The sequence below is a fragment of the Thermobaculum terrenum ATCC BAA-798 genome (assembly GCF_000025005.1).
Taxonomy (GTDB): domain Bacteria; phylum Chloroflexota; class Chloroflexia; order Thermobaculales; family Thermobaculaceae; genus Thermobaculum; species Thermobaculum terrenum.
Map to the genome: position 1 here is coordinate 1,994,750 of NC_013525.1, position 16,486 is coordinate 2,011,235.

Here is a 16,486-nt window from a genome sequence, read left to right on the forward strand (position 1 = left end):
CAAGGTTCTAGCTATAGGCTGTTGAGAATTTACTTGGGGGATGGAAATGAGAGCCCTGGTGCGCATCTTCTCCTTCGCTGCCAAAGAGATAACGGACATCAAGCGCCAGCCAAGACTAGTACTAACCTTGATAATGGGACCTTTCCTCATACTCCTTGCCTTCGGGCTGGGCTACAACTCGACACAACCTCCTATACATGCCCTGCTGGTTGTCCCCGAAAACTCCGGCTTACCAGGCAACCAGCAAGAATACACTCGCCATATACCTCCTCCATTTGTGATCGACGGCTTATACAGAAACACAGAGGAGGCACTTGCTAAGCTACAAGCTGGGCAAACTGAGGTCGTGATAATCTTTCCTGAGGATACCATGCAGAGTATAAGGAGCGGGCATAGAGCAACCGTACAAGTCATCTATAGGGAGCTTGATCCGATAGCGAGCAGCTGGATTCCCTACTTCACGCGTGCGGCCATAGACAGCATGAACAGACAGCTAGTGACCCAGGCTATCAGCTCCACTCGATTACTCGAGAACACATCACTTTCCCCCCAGGTAATCGTTGCTCCATTAGACGCCAAGACAAGAAATATAGTGCCATACCAACCCTCAGTAGTTATCTATTATCTTCCGAGTGCAATTGCACTACTACTGCAGCATCTAGCGATCACTTTGGCTTCGTTCTCACTGGTGCGTGAGAGATTAATCGGTGCAATAGAGCTCTTTCGTGTAGCACCAGTAGGTAGAACAGAGGTCATTACAGGCAAATATCTAGGCTATGGGATAGTTACGTTGATAGTTGGAGTAGTGCTTATAGCATCCATGATGTACTTCTTAGGTCTGCCACTATTAGGATCTGTGTACGAGCTGGCCATACTGTTAGCGGCGTTGACTTTTTCCTCTCTGGGTATAGGCTTCTTTATATCCGCAATCAGTAAGAGTGAAAGTCAAGCAGTGCAGTTCTCCATGCTAACCCTGCTTGCCAGCATTTTCTTCAGCGGCTTCTTTCTTCCCATTGAAAGCTTGAATGAGTACGCAAGATGGATCTCGTACATTTTGCCGGTAACATATGCAATAGATTCGCTCAAAGAAGTCCTACTATTAGGCATCCACATAAAGGAAGAGAATCTATATGCACTAGGAGCAATATTTCTAATAACTACCCTAGCATCAAGTTTCATACTAGGTAGGGACTTCAAACGCAAATAGACTCTCCTAATATCTATAGGATTGATTTGAGCGGAATGCGCCATTGCTCACCCTCCTTATGGGCATCCAGACGCTTCTCGCGGATTAATTTCCTGACTTGTTGTGGCGTATACCCTAAAACTTCGGAAGCAGCTTTCACTCCTACTGTGACTCTCTTCAGATCCAACTCTTCATCGTCCTTTTTCCCAGCTATGAGCTGAGTAATAACTTCCCAGCGGCTATCGGCATATTTGATAGCCAATGGATCTCTCGTTGCTATAGCCTCCATCCTCTCTTTATGTAGCATGTGCTTCAATTCAGCAACCGTCATGTGGTCCTTCTTTATCATGGTAGATCTTCTCTACTGAGAATCATGGCAGAGTTGCGCAACGTATCCTTTCCGTAATCCCAAGTAGGCTGCTTACTATTATAGAAAGCAAATATGACAGTTTTGCCTTTCACTTCGGTGATACCTATCTGATGCACTAGCCAGCCATCGTCAAGTGGTAGCCAACCACCCTTGAAGGCTATCGGCGTACCTGCAGGGAGTCCCTGAGGCACCCCCCAGCGTTGGTCTTGTACTATTGATGCCATAAGACGGATGGCCACGCCTCGTAACGGCTCATTGAGGTACTGACCATAGTAAAGGCTTCTAAGAAGCATTACCATATCAGGAGCAGTGGTCGTACTTAGCCCCCAAGCATTAGGATTGATGTCTGTATGTGTAATTCCCCTGCGATTTAGCTCACGCTCAACAGCAGCAGGACCTCCAACAGCATTAAGCAGGGCTGTAGCGGCATCGTTATCGCTAACCGTTATCATCGGTACCAGCAGATCAGTGCCTGGAGATGAGGCCGAAGGATCGCGCCTGTACTGTTGGCTCAGTTGTGTAACCATGATTGGAACCTTTACTGTACTAGCCATCTGAAACTTTATATTGGTATTCCATGTATAGATAGTGTCGGTCTCGGGCAGATATACAGCCGCAGCTGATACACCCTGTCGAGATGTAAGATATTCCACAAGATCTGGGGCTATGGATCTAAGATTGGCTTGTTTAGGGGCATCAAGCCTATTGGTTATGGGAGGAAGCTCAAAATCAGAATCCTCATCCATTGAAGGAATTATAAGTCTTTGCCCAACCTGCAAAGTAGCGTTGACACTAAGACCATTAGCACGAGCCAGGTCATCTACTGTGATCCCAAACTTTCTACTTATACCCCAGAGAGTATCCCCTGCAACCACGACATAGTACCTAGCTCTATTTTTCTCCTTTGGAGTGGCTGTAGGTCTAGGGCTCCTGTTTGGATTCCTCGTGGGCTCTCTAGTTGGCTGAGTCGGAGCAGGGCTCGGAGGCACGCTTGCTGGTTTCGTTGGAGTAACTTGCGCGCCAGCCGCTGGCGTTGGTGAATGGACTGCTGAATTACTAGAACCTGGAGAAGCATGCGAGGCGCCTACAGTAGGTGAAGGGGTGACGCCTTCGGGAGCTAAGTCGTTGCCACATCGACCCAGCGCAAAAGCTACAACAAGTATGAGCATAAAGCTGAGGAACAGTATTAGGGGATTACTCCCTTTCTTCCTAAAAAGCACTATCACCTCCCAAGAGAATAAGGTGTGCAGAAGAGTGTATCACAAAACAGGATCAGTTCTACACTATATGCTTATTGATCGGGGAGGGGGAGAGGAGGTGAGGGGAGTGGTGGGGCGTTCCCGGCGGGATTCGAACCCACAACCTTTGGCTCCGGAGGCCAACGCTCTATCCGATTGAGCTACGGGAACAGTACACAGCTTAATATTATCACGATGGCCCGCATACAACCAAGAGGCTAATCGTACAGGACTACAAGGTCCTCTACAGGTTTGTGAGGCTTCCTAACAGGTTCCCTAGCCATAAACCCGAAAGTGAGCATAGCATGGGGAATCAGAGATGCATCCAGATGCAGGACATCTCGAACCGTATCCGGGCAAAATAACGGAGCGCACATCCATCCGCCTTCTAGGCCAAGAGCATAAGCTGCAAGTAGCATGTTCTGAGCTGCTGCCCCAAGGCTTTGAATCGCCATTATCTCCTCTGCTTGTTGCCTGTCAGGATCTGGATAGCGGTCCAGATCCTGGAGGTAAAGACATAGTATAACTACCAGAGGGGCAGATATAAGTCTTGCTTTGCTCTTTGCTAGACGTTGTTCGACAACTGACGCTTCTTGGCCATCCATCTCCAACTGATATCGCCAAGTCTCGGCCATAGCTTCTGCGAGCTCTTGACGACGACTCTCTGAAGTAAGCACAACAAAGCGCCAAGGCTGTACACCATGTGGGGATGGAGCCCACCTGCCAGCTTCCAATATCTTTCCTACGAGCTCTCCAGGGATCGGTTCAGGCAGAAACCATCTAACCGATCTACGTTCTCGAATAATCGTCATCAGGTCACGATCGGAGCGATCAGGAGCAAAATTTCTGCCCCAAACATTGAAATACTCCGGCTCAATTACTATAAGTGGGTTAGCTTGGATATTCATATCCAAATATTGAGAATACTTAGCCCTGAGGTAGGCTATAGCTTCATCGTAGTCACTGCCTTCATGCAGGAGAGAAGCTTTGCCCTGTATCTGTATGTAAGCTAGACAATCCCAGTCCTCAGAATATCTGTCTACTACCAAAGATACTAAAGGGTTTTTGACTATGTTTCTAACTCTTCGTAGATATGTCGGAGCCACGGATTTTGGTTTTTCGTCTAATGGAATATAGACGCGGTTATCCTTGTAAACGAAGCAGACAGGGATATTGCTGGGAGCGCAATTCTCACTAACTGTTGCAAGGCGAGCAACACGTCTAGATTGCAGAAAAGCCAACTCTTGGGGAGAGAGCTCAGACTTACGCATTCCTCAACTCCGGGATAACCTCGGTTGCTATCTTCTCCAACGTACGAACATCCCCATTCTTTGGGAAGTCTATGGTGAAATCAGTAAATCCAAGTGATCTATAGCGGTTATAGAAATCCAGAAACTTGTCGACCGAAGTCGCAACACTGTCATCCTCAGGTTCACGTATAAACCTGCGGATTTCAGAAGGATCCCTTCCTATCTCTTTACACTTACTATCCAGAAACCGCATGCGCTCAGCTACAAACTCAGGATCTCCAATGGTATCCCACATATCTGCATAGCGAGCCGTCAGCTCTAGCATCTTATTCCCACTTGTACCAACCAGTATCGGGATACGCGGTTTCTGAACAGGCTTGGGCTCAAAAGGAGCATTTTCCAAGGTATAGTAGCGCCCCTTGAAAGTAGTGTACTGCTGGGTCATCAGGCTATGCATGATCTGCAAAGTTTCGGCAACCATAGCAACCCTCACCCCAGCAGGAGGAAGGGTAAAGCCATACATGCGATGCTCAGCTTCATGCCAAGCAGCACCAATACCTATGATAACCCTACCGCCACTAATATGATCGACTGTAACAGCCTCCTTCATAAGGAGCGAAGGATGCCTGAAGGTAACACCAGAAACCAGGACACCGAGCTTTATCCTAGATGTGAGTGGTGCAAGACCAGCGATAAGAGTCCACCCTTCAAGGCGATTCTGTAGACCATCCTCACCAGCAACAAAGTGATCTGACGTCCAAGCATAGTCAAAGCCTAGTTGATCAGCTAGCTGAAACCTCTCAACCATCTCAGGCCAAGTCCTGCCGCCTTGGCGTAGAAACATGCCAAACCCAGGTCTGGGGAGTGTATTGTTCAAGGTGACCTCCTCTTAGCGAGCCGGATTAGAAAGCACATTGTATGGTGGTTCTATTATACTTACCTGCTTACCAAGCAAGTCACCTATAGACTTAACTCTGTTAGCTGTACAAGCTTTGAGTTCATTGAGTGAGTTCGAGTCAATAGCTGCGGGTAAGTTAGAGGCTGGACGAGCATCACTTTTCAACCTGAAAACCACAAATCCCTGGAAGTCTCGTTTGGTCTTGTAAGCTTTGGGGTTACTGTTATATACGACATCAAACATGCCGGATCTAGCCAAGGTATTAGCCCAAAAGCTGGTCGCTGGATTAGGTCTGACCTTAAATACAATCAGGTAACTACTGTGATGCTCTTGCATAAGAGATCGAAGATAGTCAAGGGAAAACACTCTATACCTGCAACCATCATCCTGACCTATCCAAATAACACTGGAACAATTTCTTTGAGCACATAAGGCTCTTACATAATTGTCAGGATTGATATTGCTGATATAGTAAGGAGACTTCCAGTAGTGATTAAGTTTATCCTCAAATGCCAGAATATCTGGTAAGTGATCAGGTATCTTGCTAGTACCGTCTAATGTGATAAACACCATCTGCCCATGGGGGACGTTTTGACTAAGCCATGAGGCTGTGTTAACCGCAGCTTGGCGAACATATATAGAGCCCGACCGCCTTAAATCATCAGTGAAAGTTAGCATCCACCTGAGATGAAAGGCAGCAGCTCCGAGCAGGATTATCCATAGAGGGAGTAAGACCACAAACCTGGGAATATCTACAGTAACTTCTCTCTTACGAAGAGAGCAAGAAAGGGTATTTTTGGTAAGATCCGCAATCATCATACCTAAGAAGGCAAATATGTAAGCTTGTGGAACTATCAGCTGGCGAGCAGCGTAACCTTTCGATACGGTTACTATAAATATGGGTATCCAAGTAGCCGAAGAAATCACAAACAGATGCAACAAATTGTCTCTACATCTATATGCCATCCAGATGCCGTAAGCCACTGCCAGAGGATACAGATACCAAAGCTTTAAGTAGGGAATAATACCTGTTTTTAGTTGCTGAATTAGAGGCTGTTCCTTGTAGCCATATACCCCTTTCATAAGCACGTATGTAATAAGCACAACCCATAGACACAAGCATAGCCAAGAAAACATAATTCTCAGGCTTATAGGGATATTAGGAATATTACTGAAGACCCCTCTCTTCGAAGCTATAACCAGAGCAAGAGCTCCGATAACTAGCATTACCAAGGCAACGCCTAGCGACAGAAGAAATATCTGAGAGCTTATGTTGATCTGGCCTAGATTGATTAAGTAGATCTCATGAGTCTTGATATATACCCATACCCACCACGGAAGAAGTACCAGAGATAACCCACTATAACATACAAAGCTAAGCAAACCGGAATTTGGCATTAGAATAAATGCAATAAATGGAATGGACAAAGCCACCATAGACGTTTCCTTGGTGAGAACCGCTAAGCCCAACAGCAGGCCGGAGAGAAAGGCTGGGAGTGCTTGACGCCACTTTATACTCTTCACAAATAAATACAGGAACAAAAAATAGAAGGCCATCATAATAGCATCTGGGGAGAAGGCTATAAACATCATTGTAAGGAGGCCAAAGAACGCAAATAGGATAACTGATAAGAAAGCACTATCCCTTCCCCTAACCTCTTTGATAACCAAGTAAAGGCTGACCGGAGTGAGGACAGAAATAAACCTCATCATCCATACGATTCTCGTTGCCCCTACCCCTAGCGACTTAATGATCAGGGCAATAATCATTGCCATCACTGGGCCACGCAGGGGAGATGGCAGATCACCGTAGGTGGTGTACCCTCTGCCTCCGGCAAGGTTGAGTCCCTGCAGCATGTACCATGCTGGGTCCTGGGCTAACCTCCAATTACGCCCAAACCAGTACAAGGCAGGTATACTGACTAGCAAGACCAGTAGTGTACAAATGAGCAGATCAAGCCTACAGATAACTTTTGAGATTAGCAGGCGACGCATAACACTCCCTGAGGATTATTTTCCAAATTTTATACGTAAGTATTATATGTTTGAATATACTTGTATAAACTTTCTGTAACTAGAGATCGACGCATGATGTCTTCTAAGGAGAATAACTACCTACTATGGGCCGTTCCAGAAGAATGAGACGCACCCGAGAAACCTTAGGTTCCTGTTATTTCATTTCCTCCACCCCCTGAGGAAAGAAGCGTTCTATTACAGAAGGATCACCTAAACATCTGTTAAGGCTGGTAAGACTACTAGAAGTCATATAAATGGGTTGACGCTTGAACGATACACTGTCAATGATTCGAAACACGCGAAATCCTGCAAAGCTAGTATCGCTACTCTTAGGGGAAACACTATAGATCTCTTGAAATTTTCTAGACTCTAAAAGCTTCCTGTACCAAATTGCCGTGTTTCTCGTCTCATTTTGAATCATTAGTACCAAGTAAGTAGAATGCAGTTCTTGCATTCTCTTGGAGACCATATCAGTACCAATTAGTCTAAAGTCACAGGCTATGTTCCTTGTAGTTGTGTTTTCTTCGATCCAGAAAACACTGCTGCAGTCAAAACGCTCACATAGATTACGCAGACTCGAAGCAGAGCTGACTTGCAAATCCACAGGATCGACCATCCGCCAATCATGATGCAATGCATCATGAAAAGGCACTTCGGCTATGTAATAGTTTCCACCTCTATCCGTCATAAGCATCACGGTTTGACCATTAGGTACATTCTGTCTGATCCACTTAGCCACCTGCTGAGAATAAGTGTGAACATATACTGGAGCAGCTACTTCAGGCCGATGCTCGGTTACAAATTCAAGTGCCTGGGCAACGCCCGAGGCTAGGACAATCAAGAATATGACTGATCCAAGCGCCCAGAGCAACTTGCTAGTAAATCTAGCTATCTTTAGCCGTGGCAAAGAGCATATAAAATCAGCGATTAGGCACCCAAGAGCTCCGAGAATAAACACCTGAGGAGCAATAAGCTGCCTCGCAGCAAAGCCAAAGAAGACAGTAACGATTACTGCTGGCAACCAAGTAACAAGCACAACACTAAAGTAATCCCAATTGGGGTTAGGCCTAACCAGCAGCCTCCATAAAACGTACAGAAGTGAGACAGGGTATAGGTACCACAGTCGAGTAAAGGGTATTATGTCTTCTCTTATATGTTCAGCAAGAGTCAAATTCTTATAGCTATAAACAGCTCCGCTGGAGAGCATATAAGTGATAACACCTACCCACGCTATAGCTATGACCCAAGCAATTATCCTTCTAGTCTTATAACTGCTTATCTTCTGCAAGATAAGGGTACGATATCTATAAATCAGAAGCAGAGCTATAACGATTGCTAACAACGATAAACACCCCAGAGCAATAAGCTCCGGAATAAATTGAGTAATAGCTACTTGTCCTGTGCTTACCAGATATATTTGTCCCGTATTCTGGTAGACCCATACCCACCAAGGTGTCGCTACAATCACTGCGCCTAGATAGTAGGGTATAAGAGTATATAGTCCTTTACCAAAAAACAGCACTGCCAGAAGCGCTATTGGCAAACCTACTATTGAGGTCTCCTTAGTGATTATGCTAAATCCCAACAATAATCCTGCTAAGAAGCCCAGAGGCAAACTATCACGATCTACGGCCCAAAGCAGGGATAGTAACGACAACAGATATATGGCCATCATGACAGAGTCAACAGTAAACCCCATGGTTAGAACAGACTGCAAGCCAAAGAACGTGACCATCACTGCAGCAAGCACGCCAGCTAAGCGTCCAGATACCTTGCTCACAATAAAATAAAGGGCAAAAGGTACTACTAAGCAGAACAGTCGCATGCCCCACATTACCCTGTCAAGATCAGCCCCGACAACCTTGATAATGGAAGCTATGACAATAGCCATACCAGGCCCGCGTAAAGGATAAGCTGGCGCGCCGAAAAGCTCGTATCCCTTGCCACCTGATAGATTGAGACCTTCCAGCAGGTAGCGATTACCGTCCGGATAAATCATCCAATTGCGTGTAAACCAGTAGAGAGGAAGCAAGCTAAATAAAGCTATAACTAATAGATCCACAAGACGACCAAACAGGTTACTATGCCGATTCTCCAACATTACTCCTCATATTCATGCAGAACACTAACTAACTCAAACCCAGATAAACCACCGCATTAATAGCGAATCCAGAAACGAAAAAGTTCCAAATTTAGTTTGTAGGCTCTGGTATGGCGGTCGCTTTACCTTGCGGGAAAAACATTTCCTTTCTGTCCTTCTTGAGACAACTGGTAAGTTTCCCTTCTACCTCAGAGCTGCCTACAGCGTAAGGTACTGTATTGACAGTTGCCCCAAACCTAGCTCTAAGTATCACGTATCCTTGAAAATACCTAGTCTTGGATCTTACATCAGAGTAAGCAACCTCGAAGGCTCCAGTATCTACCAGTCGCTCCTGCCAGATCCTGCCAGCAAGCTGATCGGCCTCTGTAACGGGCAATAGCAGGTACTGAGAACCAGAGCGCTGCATGAACTCTAATAGATCCGTACTAGATAGCAATCTAAAATTACATTCTTGTAAATGTTGTATCCATATAATTTTACTACACTCTATTGAGGAACAGACATTAGTGTTGCTTACCTGATCAAGGTTATGTACAGGTATATTGAACTGTTGCCATCTATGGTAGAGCTTATCCCTGAGAGCAACTTGATCCAGATATCTGGCAGCATCAGTAAGGATAACAGTAATAGGCTCATCACTTGGTATATGAGCCGAGATCCAATTCTCGGTACGGCTAACGGATCTGTCAATTTGTAAAGGAAGCCTTGAAGCTGCTAGATTCTTAGACTGTGGCTCAGCTAAGCTTCTCGCATGGGCAAGCGCTGAAAACGCCACTACAGCAAATACGATCAAACTAAGAAATATTCCTGATATACGTAGCCACGCAGAATAATACCTATCTTTCTTGAAGGGCAAAGTGCAGAGATCAAAGATCATGCATCCAAGTAGACCGAACAGCAGAGCCTGTGGAACCATGAGCTGCCGTGGGGCATAACCCATCATCAAAACGATCACTACAACTGGCATCCACACCAAAAGGCAGGTTCCATAGAGATGCCATTCGGCTCTACCATCACTGATGACCCTCCAAAGGAAATAGAGAATAACCAAGGGATAGAAAAACCATAATTTTAGGTTTGGCAATATATCTTTACTTATATGCTCTAAAGGAGAATCGCTACTTATATCACGCACGCTCACAGAGAGGAGCATCAACATAGCCAAAGACCATATAACCGCAAGGATCCAGCTAAGAACAACCCTTGTAGATTTATTACTGATAAGGGCAAGAATTCTGTAACGTAACGACCACCCAGCTAGCGAAGCTACTAAAGCCATTAAAAGAGCCGCAGACACTAGGCCTAAGCTAAGAGTAGCCTGGCCTAGATCGACAAGATATATATCTCCAGTTCGCAGATATACCCATCCCCACCAGGGTAAAAGGATAGCTAACAAGCCCAGGTAGTGAAGCGCAGGCTTACTCCAGTAAGTTCCGAACAAGAACGATGTCAGCAGTGCGGAAGGTAAAGCAACTAAAGCTGTTTCCTTAGTTAGGATAGCAATCCCCAGGCTAACACCGGAGAGAAGCCAGGAAGCATAAGATCTCTCGTTACGCGCAGCATGCGTGAGAAGCAACAGGGATATCAAGTAGAAGAGCAACAGTACAGCATCAACCGTAAACGCAATACTAAGAACAGACAAGAGCCCAAAGAACGCAGTCAAAGCACCAGCAATTATCCCAGGATAGATACCAGCAACCTTACGTACAACTAAAGCTAGTATTACTGGTGACAATGCTGAGAGCAATCTTATTACCCAAACTATCTTGACAATATCGGTCCCCAAAATACTAATAATCAGGGCAATGATCATTGCCATTACTGGGCCACGCAGGGGAGATGGCAGATCACCGTATGTGGTATACCCTCTACCTCCAGCAAGGTTGAGTCCCTGCAGTATGTACCATGCTGGGTCCTGGGCTAACCTCCAGTTACGCCCAAACCAGTACAATACCGGCAAGCTGCATATTAGGACTACTAGTATGATGATAGCTAGATCAAGGATGAGGTTCTTCGAGAGAGTATACTGTCCAGAGTCTTTAGACACTCTACCTCCAAAGGATTACGCCTTGCTAAGGGACAAGTAAACGAGCCTGATCATTATACCAATACAGCAATACACCCCACGTTTAGGGCATACAAAAAGACTCCTCACTCTGTGAGGAGTCATAGCCAACTTTATGATATATTCCCAGAATTCACTTGAATCAAGCAGGTGATTAGGATGGGACTGCTTGATACTCAGGCCAATGTAGATTTGGAATAACCTTCTTTCCGAACTCCTTTATGAACTGCTCTTGATTACGACCAACATTATGTACGTAGACCTCAGTAAATCCAAGGTCAATGAAGTGTTGTATATGTTCTCGGTGCTCCTCCAGATCGGCAGATATTAGTACTCTACCCTTGAAGTTCTCAGGTCTTACTAGCTTGGCCATAGCCTCGAAGTCTTCGGGATTGCGTATATCCTGCTTGGGGAAGTTCATACCGCCGTTGGGCCATTCCTTAATCGCTTGCTCCATCGCAGCTTCTTGAGACTCAGCCCAGGATACATGCAGCTGGATTATCTTGGGCATCTTGGATGGATCCTTGCCTGCTTCCCGAGCCCCCTTCTCGAACCTGCCTAGCAGCATCTTGATCTTCTCATCTGCTGCACCTACGGTGATGATACCATCTACCATGCGTCCTGTACGCTCGCTCATAATAGGACCAGAGGTAGCTACATAGATAGGGGGAGGAGTTTCCGGCAGGGTATACAGTTTGGCGGTCTCCATCCTGATATGTTTACCTTGATACTTTACAGGTTTACCTGTAAACAGTTTCTGGATCACCTCGATCGACTCCATCAGCTTCTCTAGACGAATCGCCGGCTCGGGCCAGTACTCAGCCACAATGTGCTCGTTCAGCGCTTCACCCGCACCCAAGCCAAGCCAGAACCTGCCAGGGAACATAGCTTCTAAAGTAGCAGCAGCTTGAGCAACGATCGCAGGATGATATCTATACCCTGGTGGTGTTACTCCGGTGCCAAATCTTAGAGAAGTCTGAACACCTAGAGCACCCATCCAGGACCATACAAAAGCGCTCTGGCCTTGCTGCGGAGTCCAGGGATGAAAATGATCTGATGCCATCACTGAAGTAAAGCCTACATCCTCGGCCAGCTGACACCACTTCAGCAGGTCAGTAGGATGAAACTGCTCAAACATAGCAGCGTAGCCTATAACTCCCATAACCAACCTCCTAAAAAATCACCTGAATAGATCACGCTCTGCGGGCATTACTAGGGATCTTGCGTATCCCTCACTTTGCTCATAAGGATATCCTCTAACTATAGCTACGGGCACAGCGCTCAACTTACCCATTACCAGTTCTGCAGCACTGGCTATCTCGTCCGCTATTGCCATCACAGTTACAACTAGATCTCTACCATATATGTCAGCCTGTCCTCTATAGTCAGCAACAGGGGACATGCCATAAACACCAATAGCTACATTTACTATACCGCTTCTCCAAGGCCTGCCAAAGGAGTCGGTGATGATCACTGGTAAGTGGAAACCAGTGCGCTCCTCCAAACGCTTTCCTATAGATCTGGCTGAGGCATCCGGATCCAAGGGTAGGAGGCATACACACTCTTCTCCTCTGACATTAGAAGCATCTACGCCCGCATTAGCGCACACGAATCCATGCCGGGTCTCAGAAATAATAATGCCTCTATCCATACGCACTATGCGGTTACTCTCTCGAAGCACAACCTCTACATGTCGAGGATCCTTGCCGTACTGCTCAGCATAACGTCTTGCGAGATCTGAAGGCACCACTGATTGGAGGTCCACAAGGCGTCCTTCGGATTTGCTAACCACCTTGTGAGCGATTACCAGGATGTCCCCCTCTTGAAGGACCAGGTTGTTCTGATTAAGTGTTGACCAAATTACCTCAGCAAGGTCATCGCCAGGCTGGACCTCAGGTATACCAGGAACAGGTATTATCTGCAAAGAGGTTAGCGTATCCAACTTACCTAGGCTCCCATCTTAGCTCCCGACATACTGGTGACCTGCGAGATCTGCGCTAAAACCCCGGGATCTAAGATCTCCTCTAGACCGCTTATCTTGTGACCCCGCAGCGCTGCCAAGTCTAGTATGTCTTGAGGATAATCCAGATCTAAGGCTGTATTCTGAGATTGGTACACCAAAAACTGCACTCCAAGCTTTTCACAGTTGCTGCGAAAACGCTCATAACTATTACCGCCAAATGTAAAGGGCAAAAGATAGGGCGGATGCAAGAATAGCACATTGGTACCAACGTTCCGCTTGTCTGGCGCTATTACACAAGAGGGTTTGCTCGAACCCAGCCTGACGATCGTCTTTATATCCTTATCGGATATCATCGGAAGATCGCCAAACACAACAAGCAATGCATCATAGTTCTGGCATAGCTCACCCCTGGCCAACTCTAGAGAAGGATTAAGCTCATCTCCCTGGTCCGGAATGAACTTGACACATAAGTCACAGGCTATGTTTTTGACCTGTGGATCACTTGCTACCAAATAAACATCACCAATCTGAGCTTTCTGCAAAGCCGATAGCACCCTACGCAGGGTGACCATCATGAGCTGACGCCTCTGGCTTCTGTCCAGAGTATCAGCCATCCTCATCTTAGCTTTATCTAATTTCTTTACGGGTACAAGTACAGCTATGTTCATAGCACTCAACTTACAGAAACTTCTGACATTAGCTTACTACCAAATGCTAACAGCTCTCGTGCTAAACGCTGGCGATCTTCTACGGTATTCATTATCGTATTGGTCACCAATACTGATAACCCAAGAGATCTCACGTTTTCTTCCAGATCAGCATCGATATTATCTATAACAATGCCATTCACGATGCCTCTGTAATACTTAGCGATCCCCAGCGGGGAAACTTCAAACCCCATAGAACGCATCATATCTGCAGCAGGTCCCTTGATAGCGCTACCCCCTACAATAGGACTCACAGCCACCTTCGGCGCAGAACTTGCATCTATAGCCCCTCTAATACCTCTAACGTTGAGGATTGGTCCAATACTCACAAAAGGATTAGAGGGGCAGAAAACTATAAACTCCGCAGACCTTATAGCCGCTAGCACCTCCTGTGTAGCTTGAGCACGATCTATACCAGCAAACTCTACCCTAGCTACCTCGGGCTCGTGCCTATATCTTACAAAGTACTCCTGAAATTCGAGCACTCTTCCATCAGTAGCAAAGATTGTCGTCGATACTGGTTCGTTACACATGGGTAGCAATTTGGATCGAACCCCTAGAGCAGTCGCCAGTTCACTGGTCACCTGGGTAATTGTTCTACCACTACTAAGTAGTTCCGTTCTGAGCACATGAGTAGCCAAGTCCCTATCGCCTATTAGGAACCAAGTATCTCTGCCATATCTTGCTATCATCTCAAGAGCATTCGTAGTATCTCCCTGCACTCCCCAGCCAGTTTGGGGATTGGCTATCCCTGCTAAGGTATACATTACGGTATCGATATCGGGAGATATATACAGACCATAAAGGCGAAAATCATCAGCAGTGTTTATAACTACCGTGAGGTCCTCAGGAGGTATACTGAGAGCCAGACCATGAGCCAGTTTGGCACCTCCAACCCCTCCAGCCAGAGCCACGATCATGCCTTACTCTCCTAGCAGATCTATTACTTCCTGTTAGTTATCCTGTAAACGTGATATATCCTTTGCAAGGCTGTCAGGTTAGTACCTATTGCAAGTACCCATAAAGCCCAAACTGGCTTGCCCAGTATCAAGAAAAAGGATAGCAATATCACCCTTTCGGGTCGCGCGAGTATACCGGCTTCATTCTTTAATCCTGCGGCCTCAGCTCTAGCTCGCGCATAACTGATCATCAAGCTACCTACTATCGTAGCATAGATCAAAAGGATAGCGCTCATGGAGCTGCCATCGCGCACGTAGAATACTAGCAGGCCAAAAAGCATGACGGCCTCGGAGTAACGATCCAAAGTTGAATCCAAAAAACCACCAAATATTGAGCTCTTGTTTGCGCTTCTGGCGACAGCACCATCGAGCATATCAAAGCTTCCGGCCACAAGTGCCAGTAACCCTCCTGGCAAGAAATATCCCCATGCCAGTAACAGTGCTACCAACACATTCAGCAGCAGGCCCAATACTGTTAAGGTGTTTGGGGAGACACCTGTCCTTGCAATTACTTTACCGACGATCAGGGCCGATGCACGCACCCTGTCGCCTAGCCAGCTACTAAGCACCTTTCACCTTCCGTAAAACCATGCTCACAAACTTGGATCTACCAGAAATCTTTGCCTCTTCTTCCATCTTCTCCCTTCTAACACGAGAATAAAACTCTAATAGCTGGTTAGCTATCTTAGGCCAGCTATAATCGTTGGCTTTACGCCTCCCCGCATTTCCCATCTGATTTCTCAAGGCCTCGTCAGACAATAACCTTACTATAGCCAACGCTAGCGTGTGCTCATCCTCAGGGGGCACAAGGAAACCCTCCTGGCCATTAGTTACCACACTCGCGTACCCAGGTATGTTGCCAGCCACAACTGGCAAACCTGCTGCCATAGCTTCTAATAGTACTATTCCCTGACTCTCCCCGTGCGTACTAGGAGCTATCAGAAGCTTACAGCTCCTCATGTAGGCTGGCCTCTCCTCATCGGATATTACTCCTACAAACCTGACGTTATCTTCTATGTGGTATTTCTGAATACGTGACCAGAATTTATCTGGATCTCCCTTCCCAGCTACCACTAGCCTTATATCTGGAAAGAAGTGTTTGACCCATCTTAAGGACTTCAGGGCGTACTTGAATCCCTTACGCTCCTCCTCGAATCTGCCCAGGAACAAAATATTCGGTCTACCATCCATAAGCTCCTTAACAGGAGCCACGTGACGTGAAAAAGCCTGCACATCCACCCCATTGGGTATTATATGGAACTCTCCGTCGAAATACTGAGATGCGAATTCCTTGGCAGGTTCTGAGACAGCTATTAAACCATCCAGCTTATTAAAGAACCTCTGCAGCACTGGTCGAGCGTAGAAATATCCTAGACTACTCTCAGCATAAGCATGAAAAGTCCCAATATTGATGGAGCGAGAGTACTGTAACACCATGAGAGGGAGGGCAGGTATCAATGGCTCCTGCAGATGTACGATATCAAACCTCTCACGCTCCATTAAAAGCTTTATCTTCCACCTCAGATCAAGCGAGAAACTCAGCCTGGCAACTGATCCATTGAGCGATATTGGTACAACTCCACCAAATCCATAGAAGTCAGGTATATTCAATTCCACCCCCGAGTCCGATACCGGAGCGATTATGGACACTCTATGCCCATGCTTCTGAAACTCCCTCTTAAGGTGGAGTATATGTTGATTCACGCCTCCGTATGTAGCAAAGTCATAAGGCG

Annotated in this window: 14 protein-coding genes and 1 tRNA gene; 1 reads left to right on the forward strand and 14 read right to left on the reverse strand. The window is 46.3% G+C overall.

The genetic code is table 11. The features are described from left to right. Positions 1 to 46: 46 nt before the first annotated feature. Positions 47 to 1,207 (forward strand): ABC transporter permease, encoded by a 1,161-nt coding sequence (locus tag TTER_RS14840; protein WP_012875790.1) that lies wholly within the window; start codon positions 47 to 49, stop codon positions 1,205 to 1,207. A gap of 13 nt (positions 1,208 to 1,220) precedes the next feature. Here TTER_RS14840 and TTER_RS09430 read toward each other — a convergent pair whose 3' ends face one another. The 14 genes from TTER_RS09430 to TTER_RS09495 all read right to left on the reverse strand — a co-directional run bounded on the left by TTER_RS09430 (position 1,221) and on the right by TTER_RS09495 (position 16,457). Continuing rightward, positions 1,221 to 1,535, reverse strand: a complete 315-nt coding sequence (locus tag TTER_RS09430) for a helix-turn-helix domain-containing protein (RefSeq protein WP_012875791.1) — start codon at positions 1,533 to 1,535, stop codon at positions 1,221 to 1,223. Next, positions 1,532 to 2,776: a serine hydrolase gene (locus tag TTER_RS14845; protein ID WP_012875792.1), complete on the reverse strand. Its 1,245-nt coding sequence runs from the start codon at positions 2,774 to 2,776 to the stop codon at positions 1,532 to 1,534. The genes TTER_RS09430 and TTER_RS14845 overlap by 4 nt, the downstream gene beginning before the upstream one ends. A gap of 115 nt (positions 2,777 to 2,891) precedes the next feature. Beyond that, a tRNA-Arg gene (locus tag TTER_RS09440) sits at positions 2,892 to 2,965 on the reverse strand. A 47-nt stretch (positions 2,966 to 3,012) separates the two neighbouring features. Then, positions 3,013 to 4,065 carry a TIGR03668 family PPOX class F420-dependent oxidoreductase gene (locus tag TTER_RS16270; RefSeq protein ID WP_012875793.1) on the reverse strand — a complete coding sequence of 351 codons (1,053 nt, stop codon included), beginning with the start codon at positions 4,063 to 4,065 and terminating at the stop codon, positions 3,013 to 3,015. Beyond that, the gene (locus tag TTER_RS09450) at positions 4,058 to 4,921 is read right to left on the reverse strand and encodes a TIGR03560 family F420-dependent LLM class oxidoreductase (RefSeq protein WP_012875794.1); all 864 of its coding nucleotides are present in this window, start codon (positions 4,919 to 4,921) and stop codon (positions 4,058 to 4,060) included. The genes TTER_RS16270 and TTER_RS09450 overlap by 8 nt, the downstream gene beginning before the upstream one ends. A 12-nt stretch (positions 4,922 to 4,933) precedes the next feature. Next, positions 4,934 to 6,937: an ArnT family glycosyltransferase gene (locus tag TTER_RS09455; protein WP_012875795.1), complete on the reverse strand. Its 2,004-nt coding sequence runs from the start codon at positions 6,935 to 6,937 to the stop codon at positions 4,934 to 4,936. A 175-nt stretch (positions 6,938 to 7,112) separates the two neighbouring features. Beyond that, positions 7,113 to 9,059 (reverse strand): glycosyltransferase family 39 protein, encoded by a 1,947-nt coding sequence (locus TTER_RS09460; RefSeq protein WP_041424444.1) that lies wholly within the window; start codon positions 9,057 to 9,059, stop codon positions 7,113 to 7,115. A gap of 91 nt (positions 9,060 to 9,150) precedes the next feature. Next, on the reverse strand, positions 9,151 to 11,106 hold the full coding sequence (locus tag TTER_RS09465) for a glycosyltransferase family 39 protein (RefSeq protein WP_012875797.1): 1,956 nt from the start codon (positions 11,104 to 11,106) through the stop codon (positions 9,151 to 9,153). Between the two features lie 172 nt (positions 11,107 to 11,278). Then, entirely contained in the window at positions 11,279 to 12,286 is a 1,008-nt protein-coding gene (locus TTER_RS09470; RefSeq protein WP_012875798.1) for a TIGR03557 family F420-dependent LLM class oxidoreductase, read from the reverse strand. A gap of 18 nt (positions 12,287 to 12,304) precedes the next feature. After that, positions 12,305 to 13,066 carry a coenzyme F420-0:L-glutamate ligase gene (gene cofE, locus TTER_RS09475; protein WP_012875799.1) on the reverse strand — a complete coding sequence of 254 codons (762 nt, stop codon included), beginning with the start codon at positions 13,064 to 13,066 and terminating at the stop codon, positions 12,305 to 12,307. 5 nt (positions 13,067 to 13,071) lie between these two features. After that, positions 13,072 to 13,755 (reverse strand): 2-phospho-L-lactate guanylyltransferase, encoded by a 684-nt coding sequence (gene cofC, locus TTER_RS09480; protein ID WP_041424445.1) that lies wholly within the window; start codon positions 13,753 to 13,755, stop codon positions 13,072 to 13,074. A gap of 5 nt (positions 13,756 to 13,760) precedes the next feature. After that, positions 13,761 to 14,714 (reverse strand): 2-phospho-L-lactate transferase, encoded by a 954-nt coding sequence (gene cofD, locus TTER_RS09485; protein ID WP_012875801.1) that lies wholly within the window; start codon positions 14,712 to 14,714, stop codon positions 13,761 to 13,763. Between the two features lie 23 nt (positions 14,715 to 14,737). After that, complete coding sequence (locus tag TTER_RS09490; RefSeq protein WP_012875802.1) at positions 14,738 to 15,322, reverse strand: CDP-alcohol phosphatidyltransferase family protein; 585 nt, start codon at positions 15,320 to 15,322, stop codon at positions 14,738 to 14,740. Continuing rightward, positions 15,315 to 16,457 (reverse strand): glycosyltransferase family 4 protein, encoded by a 1,143-nt coding sequence (locus tag TTER_RS09495; RefSeq protein WP_169302664.1) that lies wholly within the window; start codon positions 16,455 to 16,457, stop codon positions 15,315 to 15,317. Before TTER_RS09495 ends, TTER_RS09490 begins: the two co-directional genes overlap by 8 nt. Positions 16,458 to 16,486 lie beyond the last annotated feature (29 nt).